Genomic DNA, 22,809 nt, shown 5'->3' with positions numbered 1-22,809 from the left:
AGGCGGGAGAAAGGGAGTGCGCGATAGATGAAGCCGCCGGGGCAAGCGTTGCTTGGCGGCCCCGGAATTTGTTTTGTGCTGCAGCTGCCCCGGAAATGTACCACCTGCCCAAACGCACGGCGGGCCGGCCAGGAGTAGTTCCCGGTCGGCCCGCCGTGGTTGGGCGCCAGGCGGTTGCCTTGGCGCTACCCCAGTTGCAGCGGGACGCTAGTCGGCGTTGACGGTGATGTTCATGTTCACCTTTTCGCCCTTGGCGCCGCCCATCAGCTTGCGGTATTTGGCGGCCAGGTCGGCCGACTGCTTTTTGCCGTTGACCACCATTTCCGTGCCGTTGAGGCGGAACTGGTAGCTGCGGTCGGCTTCGCCGATCAGCCCGTCCTGGCGCAGCTGGTCGCTGAGGTTCACGCCGTTGACGGTGGTGGTGCGGGGTGCCAGCGGCGCCCGGGGGGCGCGCGGCGCGCGGGGAGCCACCGGAGCCACCGGGGCGACTCCGCGCCAGGTGCGGGGCGCGGCGGGCGGAGCCGGGGGCAGCGGCGGCTCGGGGGCCGTCCAGTGTTCCGTGTTGGAGGTTGAGTTGCTGCTGAAGATGCGGTTGACGTTGCTGCCGTTGACGTTTAGCACCAGCGTGCCCGACTCGCCGAGGGTGCGGCCGGTGCCTTCCTCGTACATCCGGCGGTACTTGGCCGCCACCGTCTCCGACTGTTTCTGGCCGTTCACCACCAGGTCGCGGCCGCTCATCGAGAGCTGAAACACCGTGCGGTCCTTGATGATACCTTCCTTTACCATGTCGTTGATGATGGCATCCTCGGCAGCGCGGTTGCGGGCGTCACGCTCGGCCCGCACCCGGTCGCGCTCGGCGCGGGCCCGGTCGCGTTCGGCCCGGGCTTCGTCGCGCTGGCGGTTCAGCTCGTCGCGGCGGGCGCTTTCGGCCTCGCGTAGGGCTTCTTCCCGGTCGCGTTGGGCTTCGCGCAGGGCCTCGGCGTGCTCACGCTGGGCATCCGACTGTTCGCGCACCCGCTCGCGCAGGTCGTTGCGCTGGTCGCGGATATTGTCGAGGGCTTCCTCGATTTTCTCCCGCTCGGCTTCGCTCAGGTCGCGGTCCGTCCGGGCTTTGGCCAGCGACTTCTCGGCCGAAGCCAGGGCCTCGCGCTGCACCTGGGCCCAGTCGTTGCCGCTGTAGCTGAAGTTCAGCCCGTTCAAGTGGTTGAGCTTCTCCAGTTGGCGCAGGTCGATTTGCAGCTTCTTCATCTGCTGCTGAAACTCGGCGCTGTTGAATTTCTGGTCGAAGTTGTAGTTGAACTTGTAGTCGCCGGGGCCCACGTAGGTGTAGGTCTGCCTGCCGTTCGACGGCACCCGGATAACCTGCGTGCGGCTGTCCTTGTCCTTGCCGCCGTCGGCCGAGGCGGCGTCAACGCGCTGCCCGTTCACGTACATGTCGGTCACGCGGCCCTTCTTGTCCTTCTCGATGATGACCGTGCCCGGCTCGCCGCGGCGCCCAGCCCCGTCGACCACCACCACCTGGCTGCTGCCCTTGGCTTTGCGCTTGTTTTTGCGCTTGGGGTCGTCATCGTCGCTGGTCGTCACCGTCGTGCTGGTGGCCGTCGTGGTGGTGGTCTGCGTGGTTTGTTCCGGCCGCTCCGCCACTTGCCAGGCTTCCGGCACATCCTCGGTGCACACGTCCTCGGGCGTGGCAACCTCGCCCATAAACGGCCGCAGCATGGTGTTGCGAAGCAGGCGCGGGGCTTCGGCGAAGCGCGGGTTGGCCAGGGCGGCGGCGGCGGTGAAGGACAGCAGCAGCAACCCCACCATCACCACGCAGGCGGCCATGAAGCCCTCGGTGAACGTGGGAGCAGTGCGGCCCTGCACCAGGCGGCGCACCCGGCCCAGCAGGGAGCCTTTAGGGCCGGTGGCGGCCATGCTCAGGCGCGGAGCGGCGGTGCGCTCCAGGCCCAGCTCGGCCAGGGCGGCCAGGGCGCGGGCCAGCACCAGCGGGTCGCCACAGAGGGAAGCGGCCACGTCGTCGCAGCAGTTTTCGCGCTCCGAGCGCAGCGTGGCGGTCAGGAACCACACGGCCGGGTGGTAGAACAGCAGGATTTCGGCCACCGACTGCAGCAGATTGATGAGATAGTCGCGGCGCACCACGTGGGCCAGTTCGTGGGCCAGAATGGCCTCCAGCTGGGCCGGCGCGAGGCCGGCCACGGCGCCCATCGGCAGCAGAATCAGCGGCTTGAGGTGGCCCACCACCACCGGCACGCGCACCAAGGACGACTCCAGCAGCTGCACCGGCTTATCCAGCCCGGCGCGCTCGGCGAGGTTGTTGAGGCGCGTCTGCCAGAGCAGGCCCAGCGGCCGGGTGCCGTAGTGGCGCAGGCGCTGCACGTAGGCCAGGCCGCCAAGCAGGCGCAGGGTCATCGTGAGCAACCCCAGTAGCCAGATGGTGACGAGCAGCGGCAGGTTGTGCTCCACGTAGCGCAGCACGGTGGCGGTGCTCAAGGGCCCCTCGACTGCCGCAGCGGCTACGGCCGGAGTGGCCACGTCGGCGGTGGCCGGCAGGGCGGGAGCGGCCGTAGCGGCTACGTCGGTGGCGGGCAGGGCCGTGGCGTAGTAGCGCACGAAGGTGACCAGCGCCAGCAGCAGCACCAGCCCGAGGGCGGCGGCCGTCACGCGGTAGCGCACCTGCGCCGAGTGGCGGCGCAGCACCAGCATCAGCCCGCCCAGGGCCAGGGCCACCACGGCCCCCTGCCACAACGAGTGCAGAATGGTGTAGCCGACGGCGCGCACCAGCGCGGGCGTCAACAGGGTTTCAAGCCAGTTCATCGGGGGTGTCGGTTGCGGATGGGGTTGCGTGCGGGTCGATGTTGTCGAGCAGGTCCCGGATCTGGTCCAGCTCTTCGCGGGTGGTGCGGCGGTTGCCCAGGGCCTGCTGCACCAGCTTCAGGGCCGAGCCGCCGAAGGCCGCCTCCAGCAGCCGGTCGATAAGCTGGCCCTGGGTTTCCTGCTCGCGCAGGGCCGGGCGGTACACGTGGGTGCGGCTGCTGTCGTCGCGCGCCACAATGCCTTTTTCGTGCATCAGCTGCAGCAGCTTCAGGGTAGTGGTATAGCCCACGTCGCGGCGCTTGCTCAGCTCGTCGTTGACGAGGCGCACCGTGCTCGGGCCGTGTTGCCACAGCACCTGCAGGATTTCCAGCTCCGATTCCGTCGGGCGCGGTATGTTCTTCTTGCTCATCAGGTGGGGTCAGCCTTTACGAACGGCTTCGTACAAACATATACGAAACACGTCGTAGATGTCAAGTTTTTGCTACGAAATATTTCGTCAGCTGCCAGGACATAGACTGCACCCTAGATGCCCGGGCTGCACGCGGCCGCCTTCATCGCCCCTACAAATCGGCGCCGAACCCGTTATTTGCGAACTGCTTATGCCCAACACCTCCCCTGCCCTGGCCCGCTTCCGCACGGCCTTCTTCGGCGAAATCGACCACTACCTGGCCTGGCACGACGGCTACGAAGCCGACACGACCACTCTCGACGCGCTGACGCCCGCCGAACGCGCCGCGGCCGAGCAGGAGCTGCTGGCGGCGCTGCAGGCCCCGCGGACCGACCCGCGCGTCATCATCGGCCTGGGCCACCTGCGCAGCCGGGCGGCCCTGCCCCTGCTGCACGACTACCTGCCCCACGCCGGGGCCTACGTGCTGGCGGCGCTGGCGCAGATCGACGCGGCGGCCGTGGACTGGCCGCGCCTCGACGCGCTGCTGCGCTCGGAAGCTTCGCCGTACCAGCTGCTGGATATGCTGATGGGCCTGCGGCAGTATTTCGGCCTGGCCCAGCTGCCGCCCTACGTTCCGGCCACGGTGCTGGCCCTGCTCATTCACCCCGAATACCTGGTGCGCTACCACGCCCTGGCCGCGCTGCGCACCTGGTACCATTTGCCCGCACCGGCCAGCAGCGCGCCCCGGGCCGACCATATTTTCGGCCTGATCTGCTCCGACCAGTCGGCCGACCAGCACCGCGAAGCCCAGCGGCTGATCCGGGAGCAGCTGCGGGCCCGGGGCAACGCTGGCTGACGGCCTACATCAGCGGCTGCGGGCGCTTGCGCTTCAGAGTCACGCGGGCGCGCTGGCAGATGCCGCCCACCGGCGGGTTGAACTTCGACACGCTCACCTCCACCCAGCGTACGTGCCCGAACTCGTGCATGATGCGGTCGATGATGCGGTGCGCGAGGTGCTCCAGCAGCCGGGCCGGGGCCTGCATTTCCTCGGCCACCACGCGGTAGAGCACCTCGTAGTTGACGGTTTCGGCCAAGTGGTCGGTGCTGCCGGCGCGGTAGAGGTTGGTGCGCACGCGCAGGTCCACGCCGTACTTGTTGCCGATTTTCTGCTCCTCGTCGTAGTAGCCATGAAACGCGAAGAACTCAAGGCCTTCCAGTGCAATCTGACCCATCGGTGGTAAAATGGTGAGGTGGTGAAATGGGGAGTTTGACGGTCAGAGCCCCGGCGTGGCAGTTCACGGCGACAACGGTGCCTTTCAGCTAGCCACTCACCCTTGGCAAAGGAAACAAAAAACGCCCCCAATGGGCAGGCACTTCTGACTGCTCAGCAGCTGGCAACGGGCGGCTTAAACGTCGTGGTGCCACGACTCCAAAGCCGTGGCACCACCTTGTTGGACGACAATCGTCCCCAAAATCCGTGAGGCGTAGGCAGACGAAGTCAAATCCGCCGGAATCCGCGGTCTAGATTTCGTCGAAGAACGACTTTTCCGCCTCAGCAGCCACGGCCGGCGCGGCCGCAAAGCCGGGGTGCGGCGTGGGCTGCGGCGCAATTTCGGGCGTCGAGGGGCCCAAGGGCTGGATATCGGGCTGGGTGGGCTCGATGCGCGGCTCCACGGGATTGGGCACGGTGGCCGGCTCGGGCTGGTGAATGCGGCCGGGCTCGGCCACGCCGGGGTTTTCGTAGGGCTCTTTCGGGCTGATTTCGGGGTGCGAGGGCGAGCCGGGCTGGGGCTGCTTGCCGGGCTGGGGCCCGTTCGGCTCGAAGCCGATGGCGCGGGGTTGGGCATCGAAGGAGCCGCCGCCCACGGCGGGCGCGGTGACGGGAATGGTAGCAGCGGCAGCGGCGGCGGGAGCGGGCACGTACATGGCGGGTTCGGTTGCAGGCGAGGCGGGTTCCTCACGAGCTACCTTTACGCTGGCCGCCCGGGAAAGGATGGCGCCCACCGCCGTGCGCTGCCGCTGCTGGGCTTTGGAGGCCTTTTCCTGCACGGCCCCGGCCAGCTGCTGCAGGTCGCGCACCATGCCGTCGTATACATTTTCGAGGCGCTGATGGTCCTCGCCCAGGCCCTGCACCTCGCGCTGCATGTCGGCCACGGCTTTTTCGGCCTGGCGGTAGGCGTCGTCCACCACCGCGCGGGCTTTCTGGCGGGCTTCGGCCAGCAGGCGCTCGGCCTCCACCTGGGCCTCGCGCAGCTTCAGCTCGGCCCCCTTCTGGGCCTGGTCCACGATGCTGGTACTGGTGTCTTCGGCCGTTTTGAGGGTGCGGTAGAGCGAAGTTTCCACTTCGCGCATGCGCTGCACGTCCTGCTGGGCCTGGTCCAGCTGCCGGCGCAGCTCCCGGTTTTCGTCGGTCATCCGCTCCCACTGCTGCGAGAGGGTGAGCAGAAACCCATCTACTTCGTCTTTGTCGACGCCGCGAAAGGCGCGCTCAAAGGTTTTCTGCCGGATATCGAGAGCGGTGATTTTCATTGTTGCAGGAGCTAGGAGTGGGAAGCTGGAAGATGAGAGGGAGTCCTGGCCACCGGCCAGGGAGCTGTGCTACAAGAATGAAGGCCCGGGCTCCTAACTCCTAGCTTCTCTCTCCTAGCTCCTCCGAGATTTGCCAAACGGCCAGGCTACGGTCGTCGCTACACGAAACTAGCCGATTCTGCCGCCCCGACCAAAACAGGCGGTTCACGGAGGTGCCGTGCCCGGCGTGCCGCGCCCGATCCACCACCCGCAGCAGCCGGCCCGAGGCCGCGTCCCAGAGCTTGATGCTCTTGTCCATGCTGCCGGTGGCCAGCAGGCGGCCGTCGGGGCTGAAGCAGAGGTGGTTGATGGCATACAGGTGGGCCACCACCGTCAGCGCTTCGGCGTAGTCGTGGTCGGCGTCGTAGGCGCGCAGGTGGGCGTCGCGGCCGGCGGCGTAGAGGCGGCGGCCGTCGGGGCTGAAGGCGCAGGTAAACACGGAGTTGCTGGCCTCCGTCAGGGTGTGCTTCACCTGCAGCGAATCGGCGTCGAGCACGCGCAGGCGGTGGTCGGAGCTGCCCACGGCCAGCTCGCCGCGGCCCTCGTGCAGGCTCAGGCAGCGCAGGCTTTTGTCGGCCACGCGCACCAGCTGCTCCACGCTGAAGTCGGTGGTGCGCAGCACGGCCAGCGTGCCGTCGCCCAGGGCCACGTAGAGGCGCTGCCGCGGCTCGGAGTAAGCAAAATCGAAGATGGCCAGCGGGGGCAGGGCCGTGGCGTGGCGCAGGGTTTTGTCGCGCAGGTCGATTACCTGCACGCCCTGGTAGTTGTGGCCGATGACCAGCAGCTGCCGCGCGGCCTCGTAGTGCAGGGCATACACCGAGTTTTCGACGCGGGCCACCAGCTGTCCGTCCTGCGCGGGCGCGTCCACGTTCCAGGCCACCACCAGCCCATCGGCGCCGGCCGAGTAGAAGGTCGCGTCGGCGGAATGGCCGCTGAGGGCGTATACGCAGTCACGGTGCCCGGTCAGGGCGGCCAGCTTGTGTACTTGCGGGCGGGGCGCTACGGTCATGGGTACTTCTCGGGCAAACACACCGGGCCACCCGGGCCAGCGGCAGCACGAAAGTACGCCTGCCGGGCCGCCCGCGGGCCGTTGCCCCGAAATTCGCTTCCTTCGACCTCCCGCTTACCCCGCTGCCGTGCCGCTGCATAGCCTTACTCCCCTGCCCGCCGCCACTCCTACCCTGCTGGGAATCTGGCAGCTCACCGAGCCCGCCGAGGCCCTGCTCGAGCAGCTGCCCGCCCCCGCCGACTACGCCACGCTGCTCCCCGCCGGCCGCGACCCGCAGCGCCCGCGGCAGTGGCTGGCCGGCCGCGCCCTGGCCCACACCCTGCTCCGGGAGCTGACCGACGCGCCCGCCCGCATCCAGAACGACGCGGCCACCGGGCAGCCGTTCGTCGCCGGGCAGCCGGGGTTTGGCGTGTCCCTCTCCCACTCCGGCGAGTGGGTGGCGGCTTTACTTACCGAGCGCGGCCGCGTTGGCATAGATGTTGAACAAGTGCGGCCCAAAGCGCGGCAGCTTGCCCGTAAATTTCTCACGGACAAGGAGCTGACCGATGCGGGTCTTGATGATGTAAAACACAGCCTGTACTGGAGCGCCAAGGAAACCCTCTACAAGCTCCACAGCCGCCGCCGCCTGCTATTCAAGGAGCACATTCAGCTGGAGCCCTTCTCGCTGGCCGAAACCGGAACCCTCACCGGCCACCTGCTCCCCCCCGACGAAGCGCCCTCGCGCCACCGGCTCGGCTACGAGCAGCTCACGGCCGGCTGCGTGCTCACCTGGACTTTTTCTCCCGAACTTCCCCGCTGATTTTCAGCCCCCGATATGTCTTTTCGTCGTCTTTCCCTGCTGGCCGCCGCGCTGCTGCTCACCGCTACCGTGGTTGTCACCTCGGCCCGCGCCCAGACCGCCGTTATTTCCGATTTCACCCTGAAGCGCGCCGACAACTCGGCCCTTACGCTCAGCTCGCTCAATGGGCGCAAAGCCGTAGTGGTCGTCTTCACCAACCCCGGCTGCGCCTTCTCGCGGGTGTACCAGAGCCGCCTCACCGACCTCAGCAGCGCCTACGCCGGCCAGGGCGTGGAAGTGCTGCTGGTGGCGGCCCCCATCCGGCTGATGGACCAGCCCGCCGAGGGCAGCGACGTGAGCAAAATCAAAGTGAAGACCACCGGCGCCGAGCCGGCCGTCCTGACCGACGACGACATGAAGACGGCCACGCTGCTGGGCGTCAACCGCACCAGCGAGGCGGTGGTGCTCCAGCCCGTGGCGGGCGGCTACACCATCCGCTACCGCGGCGCCATCGACGACAACCCGCAGATGGAGAGCAACGTGCAGGAGGCTTACCTGAAAAACGCCATCGACGCCGTGCTGGCCGGCCAGAAGGCAGCCATTGCCAACAAACCGGCCTCGGGCTGCATCATCAAGAAAAACTAAGTGCCGGCCGGCGGCTAGAGTGGCTGCTTGGTTAAGTCCTGGCTGAAAAAAGAACGTCATTCCGAGCTTGTCGAGGAATCTCGCGTGCTGACGGCCGGTAGGAACTCCAATCGTTGAGGTTACTATCGGCTTAAACACGCGAGATTCTCCGGCTGCGCTCGGAATGACGTTTTGGTGTCGGGCCTTGCCGCTCCGGCTACTCCTCGTCCGGCTCGCCTTCTTCGCCGGGGGCAGCCGCGGGCGTTTCTTCGCCCGTCAGAATGGCCAGCAGCATGCTCACTTCGGCGGCTTTCTCGGGCTCCTGCATTTTCTCGAAGCTCACGGCGAGGTTGCGCAGGGCGCGGCGCACGATGTCGAGGTGCGAGCAGGGCTCGAAGAAGATGTCGTTGGCCGGCAGGTTCAGCTGGGCCACGTAGTGCTCGATGTCGGTGCGGGTCAGGATCAGGCCGCGGTTGTAGCAGTTGATGTAGAAGGGCTGGTGCTGCGCATCCTCGGGCCGGTAGGTGAGAATGAAGAGGTTGGGCAGGTTCACCCCGTACACCGGCAGCTTCAGGCGCTGGGCCACCAGCAGGTAAATCACGCAGAGCGTGAGCGGGTTGCCGCGGCGCGTTTCCAGCACCAGGTGCAGCATGGAGTTGGCCGGGGCGTGAAAGTTCTGGGTGTTGGCCGCGAAGCGGTGCACCTTGAAGAGCACGTGGTTCAGGGCCCGCACCTCGTCGATGGGCCCCATTTCGGGTGACAGCAGCGTCCAGGCCTCGTAGCGCAGCTGCTCGATGGCGCGGTTCAGGGCCTGCAGGTCAGCGTCGGGGTACTGGTAGCTGTTGATCAGCCACATGCCCTCCAGCAGGTTCTCGCCGCCCGAGTCGCGCCACACGCGCAGACGCTCCTGCAGCCCCGAAAACTGCAGGTTATGAATCAGCTCTTCCAGGCGCTGCTGCTGCGCCGGGTCGAGGCTTTCCTCCCAGGCTTCCTCCAGAAAGGGAATCACGCTTTCGCCCAGCTCGTGGATACGCTCCTCGATCTGCGGCCGGATTTCGGCGTCGTCGAGCAGCGAGATAAGGGCTTTTAGTTCTTTGTTGGTCATGGAGGGCGTAAGCAGGCCCGCCACCGGGCAGCAACTCGGGAGCGGTAAAGCACAAATAAACGCAAGCCAGGCGGTTTTGCCACGGCCGGGCGGCGGGTTTGTTTGGCGGCCCTGCTGCGGGCGGCGGCCCGAACGTACCCGCCGCGGAAGGCAGCGCCACCCTGGGCCCGAAGCGGAGTGCCCGGGGGTAGAACTACGTAGTCGGGAAATCAGGCAATTGTACGCTTATGCGGGCTGCCGCGGCGGGTCACTTTTGTACCGTCAGCACCCGCTGTCAGCTCGCAGTTTTCTCTAACCCATTTCCTATGAACCAGCCCAACAATCCGCAAGTGCTCCAGCTTGCCCACGAAGACCTCGCCCAGTTAGCCAACGTCGGCAACGGCAGCATCAGCTTTGGTCCGCTGACGCTTTCCTGGAACTTCACCCTCGATCCGCTGGCCTTCAACGCCTCCGCCACCATCCTGGGCGTCAGCATCGGCCAGGTGACGCTCGACGCGCAGCACCCGACGATGACCATCGGCGGCCACGTCAGCAAGTTTACCGCGGAAATTACCCTGACGCTGGACATTCCCAGCAAAACCGTCAGCTACCACATCGTCGTGCAAGTGCCCATCATCGGCACCATCATCGACAAGTCGGGCAGCATCCATCTGTAAGCCGGCTTGCCCGGGCTACCGGCGCCGAAAACCGGCTTCCCGCGTGGGGAGCCGGTTTTCGGCGTTCAGGAGCCTGCCTCTTCTACCGCAGTAAGTTGGTTTTGGCCAGCTCCAGCAGCTCGTCGCCGCGGCCGCTCATGATGGCTTTGAGGGCGTACACGCTGAAGCCCTTCACCTGCGCGGCCTCGATGGTGGGCGGCATCGACAGTTCCGTGCGCTTCACGGCCACGTCGAGCAGGGCGGGGCCGGGGTGGCTCAGGAAGCCGGCCAGGGCCGAGGGCAGCTGGCCGGGGTCCGTTACGCGGATGCCGTGCAGGCCGGCCGCTTCAGCCAGGGCGGCGAAGTTGGGGTTGTCCAGCTCGGTGCCGTAGCTGAGGTAGCCGGCGGCCTTCATTTCCAGCTCCACGAAGGCCAGGCTGGCGTTGTTGTAGACCACGATTTTCACCGGAATTTTCAGCTGCCGCACCGTCAGCAGCTCGCCCAGCAGCATGGCCAGGCCGCCGTCGCCGCAGAGGGCAATGACCTGCTGGCCGGGCCGCGTCAGCTGCGCGCCGATGGCCTGCGAGAGGGCGTTGGCCATGCTGCCGTGGTTGAACGACCCGATCAGGCGGCGCTGCCCGTTCATGCGCAGGTAGCGGGCGGCCCACACGGTGGGCGTGCCCACGTCGCAGGTGAAGATGGCGTCGGGAGCGGCCTGCTCGTCGAGCAGGCGGGTGAGGTATTGCGGGTGCAGGCTGGTGTCGCCGGGGGTGCCGGTGGCCAGCTCGTCGAGGCTCTGGCGGGAGTCGCGGTAGTTGCTCAGGGCCGTTTCCAGGTGGCGGCGGTCGGTTTTGGCTTCGAGCAGTGGCAGCAGCCCGCGCAAGGTGTCGGCTACGTCGCCCACCAGGCCCACTTCCACCCGGGTGCGCCGGCCGATGTGCTCGGGACGCACGTCCACCTGCACGGTGCGCACGTCCTGGGGCAGAAACTGGGTGTAGGGGAAGTCGGTGCCGAGCATGAGCAGGGCGTCGCAGCTCATCAGTGCCTCGTAGCCGGAATGGAACCCCAGCAGGCCCGAGAGGCCCACGTCGTAGGGGTTGTTGGGCTCCACGTATTCCTTGCCGCGCAAGGCATGCACGACGGGTGCCCCGAGCGTTTCGGCCGCCTGCAGCAGCTCGGCGTGGGCTTCGGCGCAACCGGCCCCGGCCATGATGGTGACTTTCGTGGCCGCGTTGAGTAGGGCGGCGGCCTCCCGCAGGTCCTCGTCGGCGGGGCGCAGCACGGCGCGGCGGCCCAGCACGGGCAGGCGCGGCGCGGGCGCATCGGGCACTTTTTCGTGGCTCACGTCGCCGGGAATGACGAGCACGGCCACCCCGCGCTGGCCCAATGCGTGCTGAATAGCGGCCTCGGTCATGCGCACGGCCTGGGTGGGCTGACTCAGCAGCTCGCAATAGTGGCTACACTCCTTGAAGGTGGTTTCGGGGTGCGTCTCCTGGAAGTAGCCGGTGCCGATTTCGGGGCTGGGAATCTGGGCCGCTATAGCCAGCACCGGCACGCGGCTGCGGTGGCAGTCGTAGAGGCCGTTGATGAGGTGGGTGTTGCCGGGGCCGCAGGAGCCGGCGCACACGGCCAGCGTGCCCGTCAGGTGGGCTTCCGCCCCGGCCGCGAAGGCGCCGGCTTCCTCGTTGCGCACGTGAACCCATTCGATGCCCTCGCGGGCGCGGATGACGTCGGTGATGCCGTTGAGCGAGTCGCCCACCACGCCGTACACGCGCGTGACGCCGGCGGCAATGAGGGTGTCGACGATGATTTCGGAGACGGTTTTGGCCATAGCTGCGGTTGGTTGCGGAGCTAGGCTATACGGTCGGGCCGCCGCGGCAGCCAAAATGGGTAGTATCGGCGGGGTGGCTCCGATGTAACCGCTGCGTTACTCCAGCGGCTCCGGCGGTAGTATGCGCAGCAGCCCGCGACGGTACACGTCCTCCACCCGCTCACGCAGGGCCGTTAGCAGCTGCGGCTCCATGTAGAGGTAATCGTCGGGCAAGTACGGGCACACGATGCGCTTGTGGCGGTACACCTGCGGAAAATGCTTGCGGATGTGCTGGCGGTGGTGCTTTTCCATCACCACCACGGCGTCGGCCCAGGCCAGCAGCTCGGGCGTGAGCACCTGCCGCGCCAGGTCGGAAGTGCCCGCCGACCGCACCTCGAAGCGCGGGTCGTCGCGGTAGATTTCGTGGGCCGTGGCGCTGCGCATGTGGCTGACGGTGCACACGAACAGGAGCTTGAGCGGTTGCTCGGGCATCAGACTAGCTGCACTCCGTTTCGACAGCAATAACAACAGCGGCAGCCGCTGGCCGCGCCAGCAGTCGTCAGCCCCGCCTGCCGGCCTGCTGCGACGACTCGCGGATAACCAGCTCGGGCTGCAGCACCACGCGGCGGGGGGCATACTGGTGGGGCTGCTCGGCCACCATATCCAGCAGCAGGCGCACGGCGGTGCGGCCCATTTCCTCGCAGCGCTGGTCGACGGTGGTCAGGTGCGGCTCGGTGAGCAGCGTAAACAGCTCGTTGCTGAAGCCGGCCAGGGCCACGTCCTGCGGAATGCGCCGGCCGGCGGCGCGCAGCACCGGCATGGCCCCGGCCACGGCCAGGTCGTTGGCGGCAAACACGGCGTCGAGCTGCGGATTCTGGTGCAGCAGCGTTTCCATGGCCTGCCGGCCCTCGGGCAGGGTCAGGTCGCAGAAATGCACTAGGTGCTCGTCGTAGGGCAGGCCGTGGGCCTGTAGGGCGTCGCGGTAGGCGCGGTAGCGGTTGCGGCAGATGTTCAGGTGCTGCGGCCCGCCGATGTGGGCAATGCGCCGGCAGCCCTGCCCGATCAGGTGCTCCACGGCCTGGTAAGCACCTTGATAATCATCCAGCACCACGGCGCTGACCTGGGGCAGCTCCGGCACGCGGTCAAAAAACACCAGCGGCAGGTCGCGGCGGCGCACGTCCTCGAAGTGCTGCACGTCCTTGGTCGTCAGGGAAAGCGACACCAGAATGCCCTCTACCTGCGCCGTGAGCAGCGTATCGAGGTTTTTCTTTTCGTGGCCCGCGCTTTCGTTGGACTGGCACACCATCACGTTGAAGCCCGCCTGCGTGGCCCCGTGCTCAATGCCCTTGAGCACCCGGGCGAAAAAGTCGCCGTCGATGTGGGGCACGATGACGCCCAGCGTGTTGCTGCGGCCCTTGCGCAGGGCGGCGGCCAGGTGGTTGGGCTGGTAGTTCAGCTCCTGCGCCAGCTGCCGCACCCGCTGCCGGGTTTCCTCGCTGATGCGCCCCTGCCCGCTGAGCGCCCGCGAAATAGTTGAGGGCGACAGGTTTAGCTTGGTGGCCAGCTCAGCAATGGAAGCGCGGGAGAGATTCAAGGTACTGAAGGCAAAAGGACGGCGGCGCGCGGCGCGAAAGGCCAGCCCGGGCTGCTAAAAACGAAAAACCGCTGGATTCAGTCCCGGCCGTAGTGCAATAGTCGGGCATTGCGGAATACCAAAGCTACTATTAGCTGCCTTAAATGCGGAATCGATTGCTCGGAAAATCCCGGTTGCCGGCCTGTTCGACGAGTCACCCGCGCAGGCCGTACCGACTGCCCAAATTTGCGAGGCCAGTTGCCCGCGGTCTATCGATGCCCGCCATTCAAAGTAAAATATATGACTATCAATTAATTATAAATACGAAGATTAATTTTTGCAGGCCTTGGTGTCATCCGCTTCAGCCACGCGAACAAAATTTTTCATGCGCAATCGTTTGCGCATGAAAACGGATCTTAATACTTTCGAAGCGCCACTGAAAACATTCCCCGTCCCCCGCAGCCATAATCGTTTCAATGGGTCGTCAACGCCACTCCCTGCAACTCACCCGCAAGCAGCGGGCTTACCTGGAAGATTTCGTCAGCTCCGAAACCATCTCGCGGCAGCAGCGCAACCGCGCCCAGGTGCTGCAGCACTGGCTGCTGGACATGCCGGCCCAGGAATCGGGCGAGCAGCTGAACCTGAGCATCGACCGCGTGTACAGCATGCGCCGGGCCTTCAGCCAGCAGGGCTTCAATGACTACCTGCACGCCGTGCCCCGCTGCGGCGCCCCCACCAAGCTCACGCCCAAGCTGGAGTCGCTGTTGCGCCGCCTGATGCGCGGCCCGGCCCCGGCCAGCCACCGCCGCTGGACGCTGCCGCTGCTGGCCCAGCGCGTGGTCGAAATGGGCTACACCGAGCGCATCTGCACCATCACCGTGCAGAAGGCCCTCAAGCAGATGAGCGCCTCCACTCTGCCCCGCGAATCGGCCCTGACGACGACCGACGGCGCCCTGCAGCTGATGCAGGCTTCCTAACCCCCGTAGCCAACCCGCTTTCCGGCAGCGCCGACGGATACCCGTCGGCGCTGTTTTTTTTGGGGGTCTGGCGGTGCCTTATGGTCGCCCACCGTAGCGGCGGCGCAAAGACCTTGGCCGCGTCAGCCGGCACAGGCCTGGCCGTGGGCGGCGAAGTTCTTTGGGAAGAAATGAGGAAAAGAATTGGGCAACATTAATGCAAACGTTTGCATTAATCTTGCCTTGAATGACTGCGACACTATCAAAGCAGCAGGCGAGTATAATAAGCAGACTTATCGACAGAAAATGTCATACATTATACCTAAGAGCTGAATAACATCTTTATTACCATCCTTGTCAGGTGTTTAGGCAAGCTCGAATCCAACCAAATATCTTGCAAACGTTTGCACATTTTAAGGCAAATTATCACCTTTGGCCCCGCTAAAGCCGGTGGCCCGGTGCTTCGTTTCTCCCTTGCCTTTCCTCATGCTTGCCTCCCGCATTACCGCTGCCTTCCGGCAGCACTTTGGCTCCACGCCGCTGGTCGTACGCGCCCCGGGCCGCGTCAACCTGATCGGGGAACACACCGACTACAACGGGGGCTTCGTGCTGCCTGCCGCCGTTGACAAAGAAATCATCTTTGCCGTGGCACTCAACGGCACCACCACGGCCCGCCTTTACGCTTACGACAACCAGGAGCACTACGCCACGGACCTGGCCGCGCTGCAGCCCGGCCAGCCGCAGTGGGCCAACTACCTGAAGGGCGTAGTGGCCCAGTTTCAGCGGCGCGGCGTCCCGGTGCCGGGCTTCGACTGCGTATTTGGGGGCAACGTGCCGGTGGGGGCGGGCATGTCCTCGTCGGCGGCGGTGGAGTGCGGGCTGGCTTTTGCGCTGGATCAGCTGCTGGGCACCCACCTGGAGCGCATGGAACTGGCCCACATGGCGCAGAAGGCCGAGCACGAGTACGCGGGCGTCATGTGCGGGCTGATGGACCAGTTTGCCAGCCTGTTCGGCCGCGACGGGCAGGTGGTGCGCCTGGACTGCCGCTCGCTGGCCTACGCGTACTTCCCCTTCGATACCGAGGCCTGCCGCCTGGTGCTCTGCAACTCGGGCGTGAAGCACAGCCTGGCCGACTCGGAGTACAACAAGCGCCGCCAGGAGTGCGAGCGGGGCGTGCAGCTGCTGCAGCAGCACTACCCCGACGTGAAAAGCCTGCGCGACGCCACCCTGGCCCAGCTGGCGCAACACCAGGCCGCGTTCGACGAAGTGACTTACCGCCGCTGCCGCTACGTGGTGCAGGAAAACCAGCGCGTGCTCGACGCCTGCGAAGCGCTGCAGCGCCGCGACCTGGCCGCCGTCGGCCGGCTCATGCACGCCTCCCACGCCGGCCTGCGCGACGAGTACGAGGTGAGCTGCCCCGAGCTGGACGCGCTGGAGGAAGCCGCCCGCGGCCTGCCCGGCGTGTACGGCGCCCGCATGATGGGCGGCGGCTTCGGCGGCTGCACCCTCAACCTGGTGGCCCCCGCCCACGTCGAGGCCTTCATCCAGACCGTCGGCCAGGCCTACCAGCGCCGCTTCGGCCGCCCGCTGGAAACCTACCAGACCAGCATCGTGGCCGGCGTGTCGGAGGTAGCAGGGCCGGCCGCGGCGGCGCATTCCGCCTGAGCCAGCCGGCCCCGGCCGCAACCGGGCGGCCCGACGCCGGCGCCCAACCCGCTCCCCGGCGCAACGCCGGCAACCTGGCGGCGCCGCGTGGGTATAGTGTGGTAGTCGCCGTTATTCTTTCTTCCGCCCTTTCTGCCGGCTCCGTGGCCGCTGCACCTTTTCTCTCATGGCCTCATTCGACCTCGCCCAGCAACCGCACCGCCGTTTCAACCCGCTCACCGGCGAATGGCTGCTCGTGTCGCCGCACCGGGCGCTGCGCCCCTGGCAGGGGCAGCAGGAAGCCCCGGACCGCTCGCAGCGCCCCGCCTACGACCCGGGCTGCTACCTCTGCCCGGGCAACACCCGCGCCGGCGGCATCGTGAACCCGCCCTACACCGGCACTTTCGTGTTCGACAACGACTTCGCCGCCCTCACGCCCGATGCGCCCCACGGCGCGGTGGAAGTGGGCGGGCTGCTGCGGGCCGAGGCCGAATCGGGGCTGGCGCGCGTCATCTGCTTTTCGCCCCGCCACGACCTGACCCTGCCCGAAATGACCACCGAGGCCATTCGCGGCGTGGTGGACGTGTGGGCCGAGCAGTTTGCCGAGCTGGGCGCCCGCCCCGACATCAACTACGTGCAGATTTTCGAGAACAAGGGCCAGGTGATGGGCTGCTCGAACCCGCACCCGCACGGGCAGATCTGGGCGCAGCGCACCGTGCCCGGCGACCCGGCCAAGGAAACCGTGCAGCAGCGGGCTTACTTCCAGCAGCACGGCCGCACCCTGCTGACGGATTACCTGGAAATCGAGCTGCGGGAGCAGACGCGCGTGGTGCTCGACAACGAGCATTGGGTGGCGCTGGTGCCGTTCTGGGCGGCCTGGCCCTTCGAGACGCTGGTGCTGCCGCGCCGCCCGGTGCAGGATGTGACCCAGCTCCGCGACGCGGAAAAGGACGCCTTTGCCGACATCATCCGCCGCCTCACCATCCGCTACGACAACCTTTTCCAGACCTCCTTCCCCTACTCCGCCGGCCTGCACCAGCGCCCCACCGACGGCGAGGCGCACCCGGAATGGCACCTGCACATGCACTTCTTTCCGCCGCTGCTGCGCTCGGCCACGGTGCGCAAGTTCATGGTGGGCTACGAGATGCTGGCCAACCCGCAGCGCGACATCACGCCCGAGTACGCCGCCCAGCGCTTGCGCGAGCTGCCGGAAGTGCACTACAAGCAGACGGAGGCGCCGGAATAGCGCGTTCGGCAGCTGGCGCCCGCACGGGCTAACCGCCGTGGCTCCGGGCCTGCTACCGCACCGGAAACGGGCCGCCGCGTGGCCCCACGCGGCGGCTTGGCCGGCTCATCCGCTGCCGGCCAAGCCGACACCGCCGGGCCGCGCGCCGCTGCCGATGGGCCGCTTGCGTAATTTCGCCCGAGCGGTGGCCTACCGGCTGCGCGTTTCCTTCCATCAGCCCCTCAATCCCCGCTTCCCGTTGGCCCGCAACACAGCTTCCATCTCGGATTTGGCGAAGGCGCTGGACCTATCCGTTTCCACGATTTCGCGGGCGCTGAGCGACCATCCCGGCATCAGCGACGCTACCAAAAAGCGCGTCTGGCAGCTGGCCCGGAGCCTGAACTACCAACCCAACCACCTCGCCTCGGCCCTGCGCAAGGGCCGCAGCAACCTGCTGGGCGTCATCGTGCCCCACATCGACGGGCACTTCTTCATGACGGTGGTGAAGGGCATTGAGGCGCTGGCCACCAAGGCCGGCTTCAGCATCCTGATCTGCCAGTCGAACGAGGACGTGCGCCACGAGCGGCAGAACCTCGAAACCCTGCTCAATGCCCAGGTGGCGGGCATTCTGGTGTCGCTGGCGCGCACTACCCAGGACGACAAGCACTTCGACAAGGTGCGCAAGCGCGGCATTCCGCTGGTATTCTTCGACCGGGTGCCCGACAGCCCGGCAGTCAGCGCCGTGGTCATCGACGACTACCAGGGGGCCTACCAGGCCACCCAGCACCTGCTCGACCAGGGCTGCGGGCGCATTGCGCACTTCGCCGGGCCGCAGCACCTGAATATCTACCGCCACCGCCGCCAGGGCTACCTCGACGCCCTGCGCCACGCCGGCCGGCCCGCGGACGAAAGCCTGGTGCTCTACAGCGACCTGTGCGTGGAGGATGGCCGCGCGGGCGTGCGCCAGCTGCTCCGGCAACAACCTGCGCCCGACGCCATCTTTTCGGCCAGTGACTTTGCCCTGGTGGGGGCGCTGAAGGAGCTGAAGGCCCAGGGCTTGGCGGTGCCGCAGGATATGGCCCTGGTGGGCTTCAGCAACGAGTCGTTTACCTCCTTCACCGACCCCCTGCTCAGCTCCGTGGACCAGGGCAGCGAGCAGCTGGGGCAGTCGGCGGTGCGGCTGCTGCTGGAAATGCTGGAGGACGAGCCCGCCCGCTTTGCCCCGCGCCGCACCGTGCTGCAGCCCACGCTGCTGGTGCGCGAGTCGTCGCTGCGCCGGCCGCCACAAGCTTAACCCAGCGGCAACGCCCAGGTCACACGGCGGCCCGAGCTTTGCCGGCGAGTAAGGTGCTGCGCTTTGGGTGGGTGGCACCAGCTATAATGAGTGGAAACGCCCCGGCTGGATGGCCGGGGCGTTTTGCGTTTTTTCGCAGCTGCAGGTCAACTGCTTGGCCCAATTAGCCCGCAACCGGGCAACCTTTGCCGGCGCGGGCTCATCTGCCGCCCCAGATGCCCGGCAGCCGTGTTGCCGCGGCTCCGCTCTCACTTCCACCGTGCTATGAAAACGCATTTCCGCTCCCTGTGCGCCGGCCTGCTTGGCGGCGCCCTGACCCTGCTGCTGGGCCCGTTGGCCCCCGCTGCTGCCCAAACCGCCCCACCCGACAGCGTGGACCTGCTGGTGCAGCAGGCCATGCGCCAGCTGCGCATTCCGGGCGTGCAGCTGGCCGTGGTGCGCCACGGGCAGATCGTCAAGCTGAGCAACTACGGCTTGGCCAACGTGCAGGACTCGGTGCCGGTGACGGGGCAGACGCGCTTTTTCCTGAACTCCATCACCAAAGCCTTCGTGGGCGTGGCGGTGATGCAGCTGGTGGAAGCCGGCCAGCTCGACCTCTCGGCGCCAGCCGGGCGCTACCTGCCCGAGCTGCCCGCCGCCTGGCACCCGGTCACCGTCCGGCAGCTGCTCACGCACACCTCCGGCCTGCCCGACATCATGCCCGAGGACGCGCTGGTGACCGAGAACAACGAAAAAGCCGCCTGGGCCGAGGTGCAGAAGCAGCCGCTGGAAGCCAAGCCCGGGGAGCGGTTTGCCTACAACCAGACCAACTACCTGTTGCTGGGCAAGCTTATCGATAAGCTCAGCGGGCAGCCCTTCGCTGCCTTTATCCAGCAGCGGCAGCTCGACGTGGTGCCCATGCCCCGCACCAGTTCCGGCGACGCCCACACCGTGCTGCCCCGCCTGGCCCGCGGCTACACCTTCACCCAGTACATCGACGGCCGGCCGCGCCGGGGCAAGGAGCTGCAGAACCTGTTCGAGGTGTTTCCGCCCTCGCTGCGCCCGGCCGCGGGCATGAGCTCCACTGCCCAGGAAATGGCCCGCTGGCTGGTGGCCCTGCAGCAGGGCAAGCTCCTGCAGCCCGCCAGCCTGCCCACGCTCTGGACGCCCGGCCGGCTCAACGATGGCACTACCCGCAGCTTCGGCGGCAAGCTCACCGGCTATGCCCTCGGCTGGCCCACCGTCGACCGGCCCGAGCACCCGGCCGTGGCCCCGGTGGGTGGCGGCCGCTCCGCCGTGTTCGTGTACCCGCAGGACGACCTGGCCATCGTGGTGCTGACCAACCTGCAGGGCGCCAACCCCGAGCGGTTCATCGACGCGCTGGCGGCCTGCTACCTGTCCGATATGCGCGTGGCCGACGGCTTCGGCCTGCCCCCGACCCTGCGCGCCCTGCACCGCACCCTGCGCCAGCGCGGCTTCACGCACCTAGAGGAGGAAGTGAAGAAAGCCCGCCGCAAAGACCCCGCCTACGCCCTGCCCGAAACTGCCGTCAACGCCTGGGGCTACTCCCTGGTGGAGCAGGGCCAGCTGACCGATGCCCTGGCCGTGTTTCAGCTGAACGTGCGCCTCTACCCCGCCAGTGCCAACACCTACGACAGCCTGGCCGAAACCTACGCCGCCCTCGGCAACAAGAAGCTGGCCACCCAGCACTACACCCGCGCCCTGGCCCTGAACCCCATGAACCGCACCGCCGCCGAGTATTTGCAGCAGTAATCCGCGCCGAAACACCGAAATCGTAACGGCCCGGCAACGCCCAGGTCACACGGCGGCCCGAGCTTTGCCGGCGAGTAAGGTGCTGCGCTTTGGGTGGGTGGCACCAGCTATAATGAGTGGAAACGCCCCGGCTGGGTGGCCGGGGCGTTTTGTTTTAGCAGGCGTTGGAGTGGCCGTGGGCCAGGCTACTCGGCTATCCACCTGTAGCATTTAGAAGCCTGACTTTGCAGGCGCTGCCAGTCTTCCGCCGTCACGCCTTGTAGCACCAGGGTCAAGCTTCCGGCAAAGCCCGGCACCTGCTTGACCACCAGCTCGGCCGTATCGTCCGAATACCGCCGGAATTCCGCCAAGTAGAGGCCTTCGCACGCCGCCGCGTCTGCTTCGGTGGCCTGCAGTTCTTCCTGGCCATAGTAGGTATCCGCGGGCCAGTCGAAGCGCATGTCCAGATACAGGCGCTGGTATTCGTCTACTCGCAGCCTTGCGTAGCTGAAGTTGTGCTCTTGCCACTGCAGCAGCGCACCGGTAGTCAGCGGCGTGGCCAAGCTGCTGCGCTCCTGGATGCGCCAGTCGGCCGACGTGTCAACCCAGCGGCCGGGGTTGTTCTTGGTGTACCGGGGATGAGCCACGGGCGGCAGGGCGGGTCCGAGGGGCCCGCGCAACCACGTCCACAAAGCCTCAACGACCGTTCCCCACCCATTTTTTAACATACGCGTTCCGAGTTCTTGAGCGGCCAGGCCTACTGCCTCACACCTGAATTACCCCCACGTTGTACGCCTTCTCAATCGGGGCGTGGTTGGCCATACTGATGCCTTCCGAAATCAGCTTGCGGGTTTCCAGCGGGTCGATGATGGCGTCGACCCAGAGGCGGGCGGCGGCGTAGTAGGGCGAGAGCTGCTCGTCGTAGCGGGCCTTGATCTTGTCGAACATTTCCTTTTTGGCCTCCTCGGTGAGCTTTTCGCCCTTGCCCTCGGCGGCGGCCACCTGAATCTGCAGCAGCGTATTGGCCGCCGCGGCCCCGCTCATCACCGCCAGCTGGGCCGTGGGCCAGGCCACGATCAGGCGCGGGTCGTAGGCCTTGCCGCACATGGCGTAGTTGCCGGCCCCGTACGAGTTGCCGATGATGACCGAGAACTTCGGCACCACGGAGTTGGACATGGCGTTGACCATCTTCGCCCCGTCCTTGATGATGCCGCCGTGCTCCGACTGCGAGCCGACCATGAAGCCCGACACGTCGTGCAAAAACACCAGCGGAATGCGCTTCTGGTTGCAGTTCATAATAAAGCGCGCTGCCTTATCGGCCGAGTCGGAGTAGATAACCCCGCCCATCTGCATGGCGCCCTTCTTGGTCTTCACGATTTTGCGCTGGTTGGCCACGATGCCCACCGCCCAGCCGTCGATGCGCGCCAGCCCGCAGATAAGCGTCTGGCCGTACAGGTCCTTGTAGGGCTCAAATTCGGAGTTATCCACCAGGCGGTTGATAATATCCATCATGTCGTAGGGCTTCACCCGGTCGGAGGGCAGCAGGCCGTAGATTTCCCGCTCGTCCTGGGCCGGTGCCTGGGGCGTTTTGCGCGAAAAACCGGCCGTGGCGTGGCCCCCAAGCTTGTCGAAGATATTGCGGATGTGGTCCAGGCACTCCGCGTCGTCCTTGAACTTGTAATCCGTCACGCCCGAAATTTCCGAGTGTGTGGTGGCCCCGCCCAGCGTCTCGTTGTCGATGGATTCGCCGATGGCCGACTTCACCAGGTACGAGCCGGCCAGGAACACCGAGCCCGTGCCATCCACAATCATGGCCTCGTCGGACATGATGGGGAGGTAAGCCCCGCCGGCCACGCAGGGGCCCATGATAGCCGCCAGCTGCACGATGCCCATGCTGCTCATCACCGCGTTGTTGCGGAAGATGCGGCCGAAGTGCTCCTTGTCGGGGAAGATTTCGTCCTGCATCGGCAGGTACACGCCGGCCGAGTCCACGAGGTAGATAATCGGCAGCTTGTTTTCGATGCTGATTTCCTGGGCGCGCAGGTTTTTCTTGGCCGTAATCGGGAACCAGGCCCCGGCCTTTACAGTGGCGTCGTTGGCCACGATGACGCATTGCCGGCCCTGCACGTAGCCGATGACCACGACCACGCCGCCGCTGGGGCAGCCGCCTTCCTCCTTATACATACCCTCGCCGGCAAACGCGCCGATTTCGACGGTGTTGGAGCCGGGGTCGATGAGGTAGTCAATTCGCTCCCGGGCCGTGAGCTTGCCCTTGGCCTTGTGGGCGGCAATGCGCTTTTCGCCCCCGCCGAGCCGCACCTTCTCCAGGCGCTTCTGCAGCTGGAAGTTGAGCTGCTTGAGCTGGTCTTCGTTTTTGTTGAATTCGAGGTCCTGACGGGAGGGCGTGGCGGGCTGGTTCACGGGAATGGGAAGCGTTGGGGAGACGAAACGCCCGCCTGCGCGGGCTGATTTCAAAGGTAATTGATTTCGCGCATCAGCCTAACAGTCGTTAGGCTAGAAGCATAAGGGGATGGAAAGGCCGTCGTCCTGAGGCGCAGCCGAACCGAAGGTCAGCGTAGTCAAAGACCTTCGGTTTGCTTTCCTCAGGACGACGGCCTTACCAGCAACAAAAAAGCCCGCGTCTTTCAACGC

General features: G+C 66.4%; 20 protein-coding genes. 9 read left to right on the top strand and 11 right to left on the bottom strand.

Annotated elements, in window-relative coordinates; translation table 11 throughout:
* Positions 1-207: 207 nt before the first annotated feature.
* A complete protein-coding gene (locus DLM85_RS26215) occupies positions 208-2,817 on the bottom strand; it encodes a M56 family metallopeptidase (RefSeq protein ID WP_111478541.1) in 2,610 nt (869 codons plus the stop codon).
* Positions 2,804-3,226, bottom strand: a complete 423-nt coding sequence (locus DLM85_RS13045; RefSeq protein WP_111478540.1) for a BlaI/MecI/CopY family transcriptional regulator — start codon at positions 3,224-3,226, stop codon at positions 2,804-2,806. The genes DLM85_RS26215 and DLM85_RS13045 overlap by 14 nt, the downstream gene beginning before the upstream one ends.
* A 190-nt stretch (positions 3,227-3,416) precedes the next feature.
* On the opposite strand from DLM85_RS13045, the gene DLM85_RS13040 reads away from it, so the two are divergent.
* A complete protein-coding gene (locus DLM85_RS13040; RefSeq protein ID WP_111478539.1) occupies positions 3,417-4,061 on the top strand; it encodes a hypothetical protein in 645 nt (214 codons plus the stop codon).
* A 4-nt stretch (positions 4,062-4,065) separates the two neighbouring features.
* Here the strand turns inward: DLM85_RS13040 and folB are convergent, their stop codons facing one another.
* From folB to DLM85_RS13025, 3 genes are all read right to left on the bottom strand, one after another.
* Complete coding sequence (gene folB, locus DLM85_RS13035) at positions 4,066-4,437, bottom strand: dihydroneopterin aldolase (RefSeq protein ID WP_111478538.1); 372 nt, start codon at positions 4,435-4,437, stop codon at positions 4,066-4,068.
* A gap of 289 nt (positions 4,438-4,726) precedes the next feature.
* Positions 4,727-5,734, bottom strand: a complete 1,008-nt coding sequence (locus tag DLM85_RS13030) for a DivIVA domain-containing protein (protein WP_111478537.1) — start codon at positions 5,732-5,734, stop codon at positions 4,727-4,729.
* 100 nt (positions 5,735-5,834) lie between these two features.
* The gene (locus DLM85_RS13025) at positions 5,835-6,782 is read right to left on the bottom strand and encodes a WD40 repeat domain-containing protein (RefSeq protein ID WP_111478536.1); all 948 of its coding nucleotides are present in this window, start codon (positions 6,780-6,782) and stop codon (positions 5,835-5,837) included.
* Positions 6,783-6,909: 127 nt separating this feature from the next.
* Between DLM85_RS13025 and DLM85_RS13020 the strand changes: the two genes are divergently transcribed.
* Entirely contained in the window at positions 6,910-7,581 is a 672-nt protein-coding gene (locus tag DLM85_RS13020; RefSeq protein WP_111478535.1) for a 4'-phosphopantetheinyl transferase family protein, read from the top strand.
* A 15-nt stretch (positions 7,582-7,596) separates the two neighbouring features.
* The gene (locus DLM85_RS13015; RefSeq protein ID WP_111478534.1) at positions 7,597-8,205 is read left to right on the top strand and encodes a redoxin domain-containing protein; all 609 of its coding nucleotides are present in this window, start codon (positions 7,597-7,599) and stop codon (positions 8,203-8,205) included.
* Between the two features lie 196 nt (positions 8,206-8,401).
* Here the strand turns inward: DLM85_RS13015 and DLM85_RS13010 are convergent, their stop codons facing one another.
* Entirely contained in the window at positions 8,402-9,289 is an 888-nt protein-coding gene (locus tag DLM85_RS13010; RefSeq protein ID WP_111478533.1) for a transglutaminase-like domain-containing protein, read from the bottom strand.
* A 305-nt stretch (positions 9,290-9,594) separates the two neighbouring features.
* On the opposite strand from DLM85_RS13010, the gene DLM85_RS13005 reads away from it, so the two are divergent.
* Positions 9,595-9,945 carry a hypothetical protein gene (locus DLM85_RS13005; RefSeq protein ID WP_111478532.1) on the top strand — a complete coding sequence of 117 codons (351 nt, stop codon included), beginning with the start codon at positions 9,595-9,597 and terminating at the stop codon, positions 9,943-9,945.
* A gap of 82 nt (positions 9,946-10,027) precedes the next feature.
* On the opposite strand, the gene poxB is transcribed toward DLM85_RS13005, so the two are convergent.
* The 3 genes from poxB to DLM85_RS12990 form a co-directional block, all read right to left on the bottom strand.
* Positions 10,028-11,755 (bottom strand): ubiquinone-dependent pyruvate dehydrogenase, encoded by a 1,728-nt coding sequence (gene poxB / locus DLM85_RS13000; protein ID WP_111478531.1) that lies wholly within the window; start codon positions 11,753-11,755, stop codon positions 10,028-10,030.
* Between the two features lie 96 nt (positions 11,756-11,851).
* A complete protein-coding gene (locus tag DLM85_RS12995; protein ID WP_111478530.1) occupies positions 11,852-12,226 on the bottom strand; it encodes a phosphotyrosine protein phosphatase in 375 nt (124 codons plus the stop codon).
* Positions 12,227-12,293: 67 nt separating this feature from the next.
* Positions 12,294-13,328 (bottom strand): LacI family DNA-binding transcriptional regulator, encoded by a 1,035-nt coding sequence (locus DLM85_RS12990; protein ID WP_111478529.1) that lies wholly within the window; start codon positions 13,326-13,328, stop codon positions 12,294-12,296.
* Positions 13,329-13,783: 455 nt separating this feature from the next.
* Between DLM85_RS12990 and DLM85_RS12985 the strand changes: the two genes are divergently transcribed.
* The 5 genes from DLM85_RS12985 (at position 13,784) to DLM85_RS12965 (ending at position 20,178) form a co-directional block, all read left to right on the top strand.
* Entirely contained in the window at positions 13,784-14,284 is a 501-nt protein-coding gene (locus DLM85_RS12985) for a helix-turn-helix domain-containing protein (RefSeq protein ID WP_111478528.1), read from the top strand.
* A gap of 465 nt (positions 14,285-14,749) precedes the next feature.
* Positions 14,750-15,928 carry a galactokinase gene (galK, locus tag DLM85_RS12980; RefSeq protein ID WP_111478527.1) on the top strand — a complete coding sequence of 393 codons (1,179 nt, stop codon included), beginning with the start codon at positions 14,750-14,752 and terminating at the stop codon, positions 15,926-15,928.
* 166 nt (positions 15,929-16,094) lie between these two features.
* Positions 16,095-17,153, top strand: coding sequence for a UDP-glucose--hexose-1-phosphate uridylyltransferase (locus DLM85_RS12975; protein WP_111478526.1), 1,059 nt, complete (start codon positions 16,095-16,097; stop codon positions 17,151-17,153).
* Between the two features lie 238 nt (positions 17,154-17,391).
* Positions 17,392-18,426 (top strand): LacI family DNA-binding transcriptional regulator, encoded by a 1,035-nt coding sequence (locus tag DLM85_RS12970; protein WP_165822130.1) that lies wholly within the window; start codon positions 17,392-17,394, stop codon positions 18,424-18,426.
* 264 nt (positions 18,427-18,690) lie between these two features.
* Positions 18,691-20,178: a serine hydrolase domain-containing protein gene (locus tag DLM85_RS12965; RefSeq protein WP_111478524.1), complete on the top strand. Its 1,488-nt coding sequence runs from the start codon at positions 18,691-18,693 to the stop codon at positions 20,176-20,178.
* A 185-nt stretch (positions 20,179-20,363) separates the two neighbouring features.
* Here the strand turns inward: DLM85_RS12965 and DLM85_RS12960 are convergent, their stop codons facing one another.
* The gene (locus DLM85_RS12960; protein WP_133257042.1) at positions 20,364-20,804 is read right to left on the bottom strand and encodes a hypothetical protein; all 441 of its coding nucleotides are present in this window, start codon (positions 20,802-20,804) and stop codon (positions 20,364-20,366) included.
* Positions 20,805-20,922: 118 nt separating this feature from the next.
* Complete coding sequence (locus tag DLM85_RS12955) at positions 20,923-22,578, bottom strand: acyl-CoA carboxylase subunit beta (protein ID WP_111478522.1); 1,656 nt, start codon at positions 22,576-22,578, stop codon at positions 20,923-20,925.
* Positions 22,579-22,809 lie beyond the last annotated feature (231 nt).

It is taken from the genome of Hymenobacter edaphi (genome assembly GCF_003258365.1).
Lineage (GTDB): Bacteria > Bacteroidota > Bacteroidia > Cytophagales > Hymenobacteraceae > Solirubrum > Solirubrum edaphi.
This window is presented reverse-complemented; position numbering and strand designations above follow the sequence as displayed.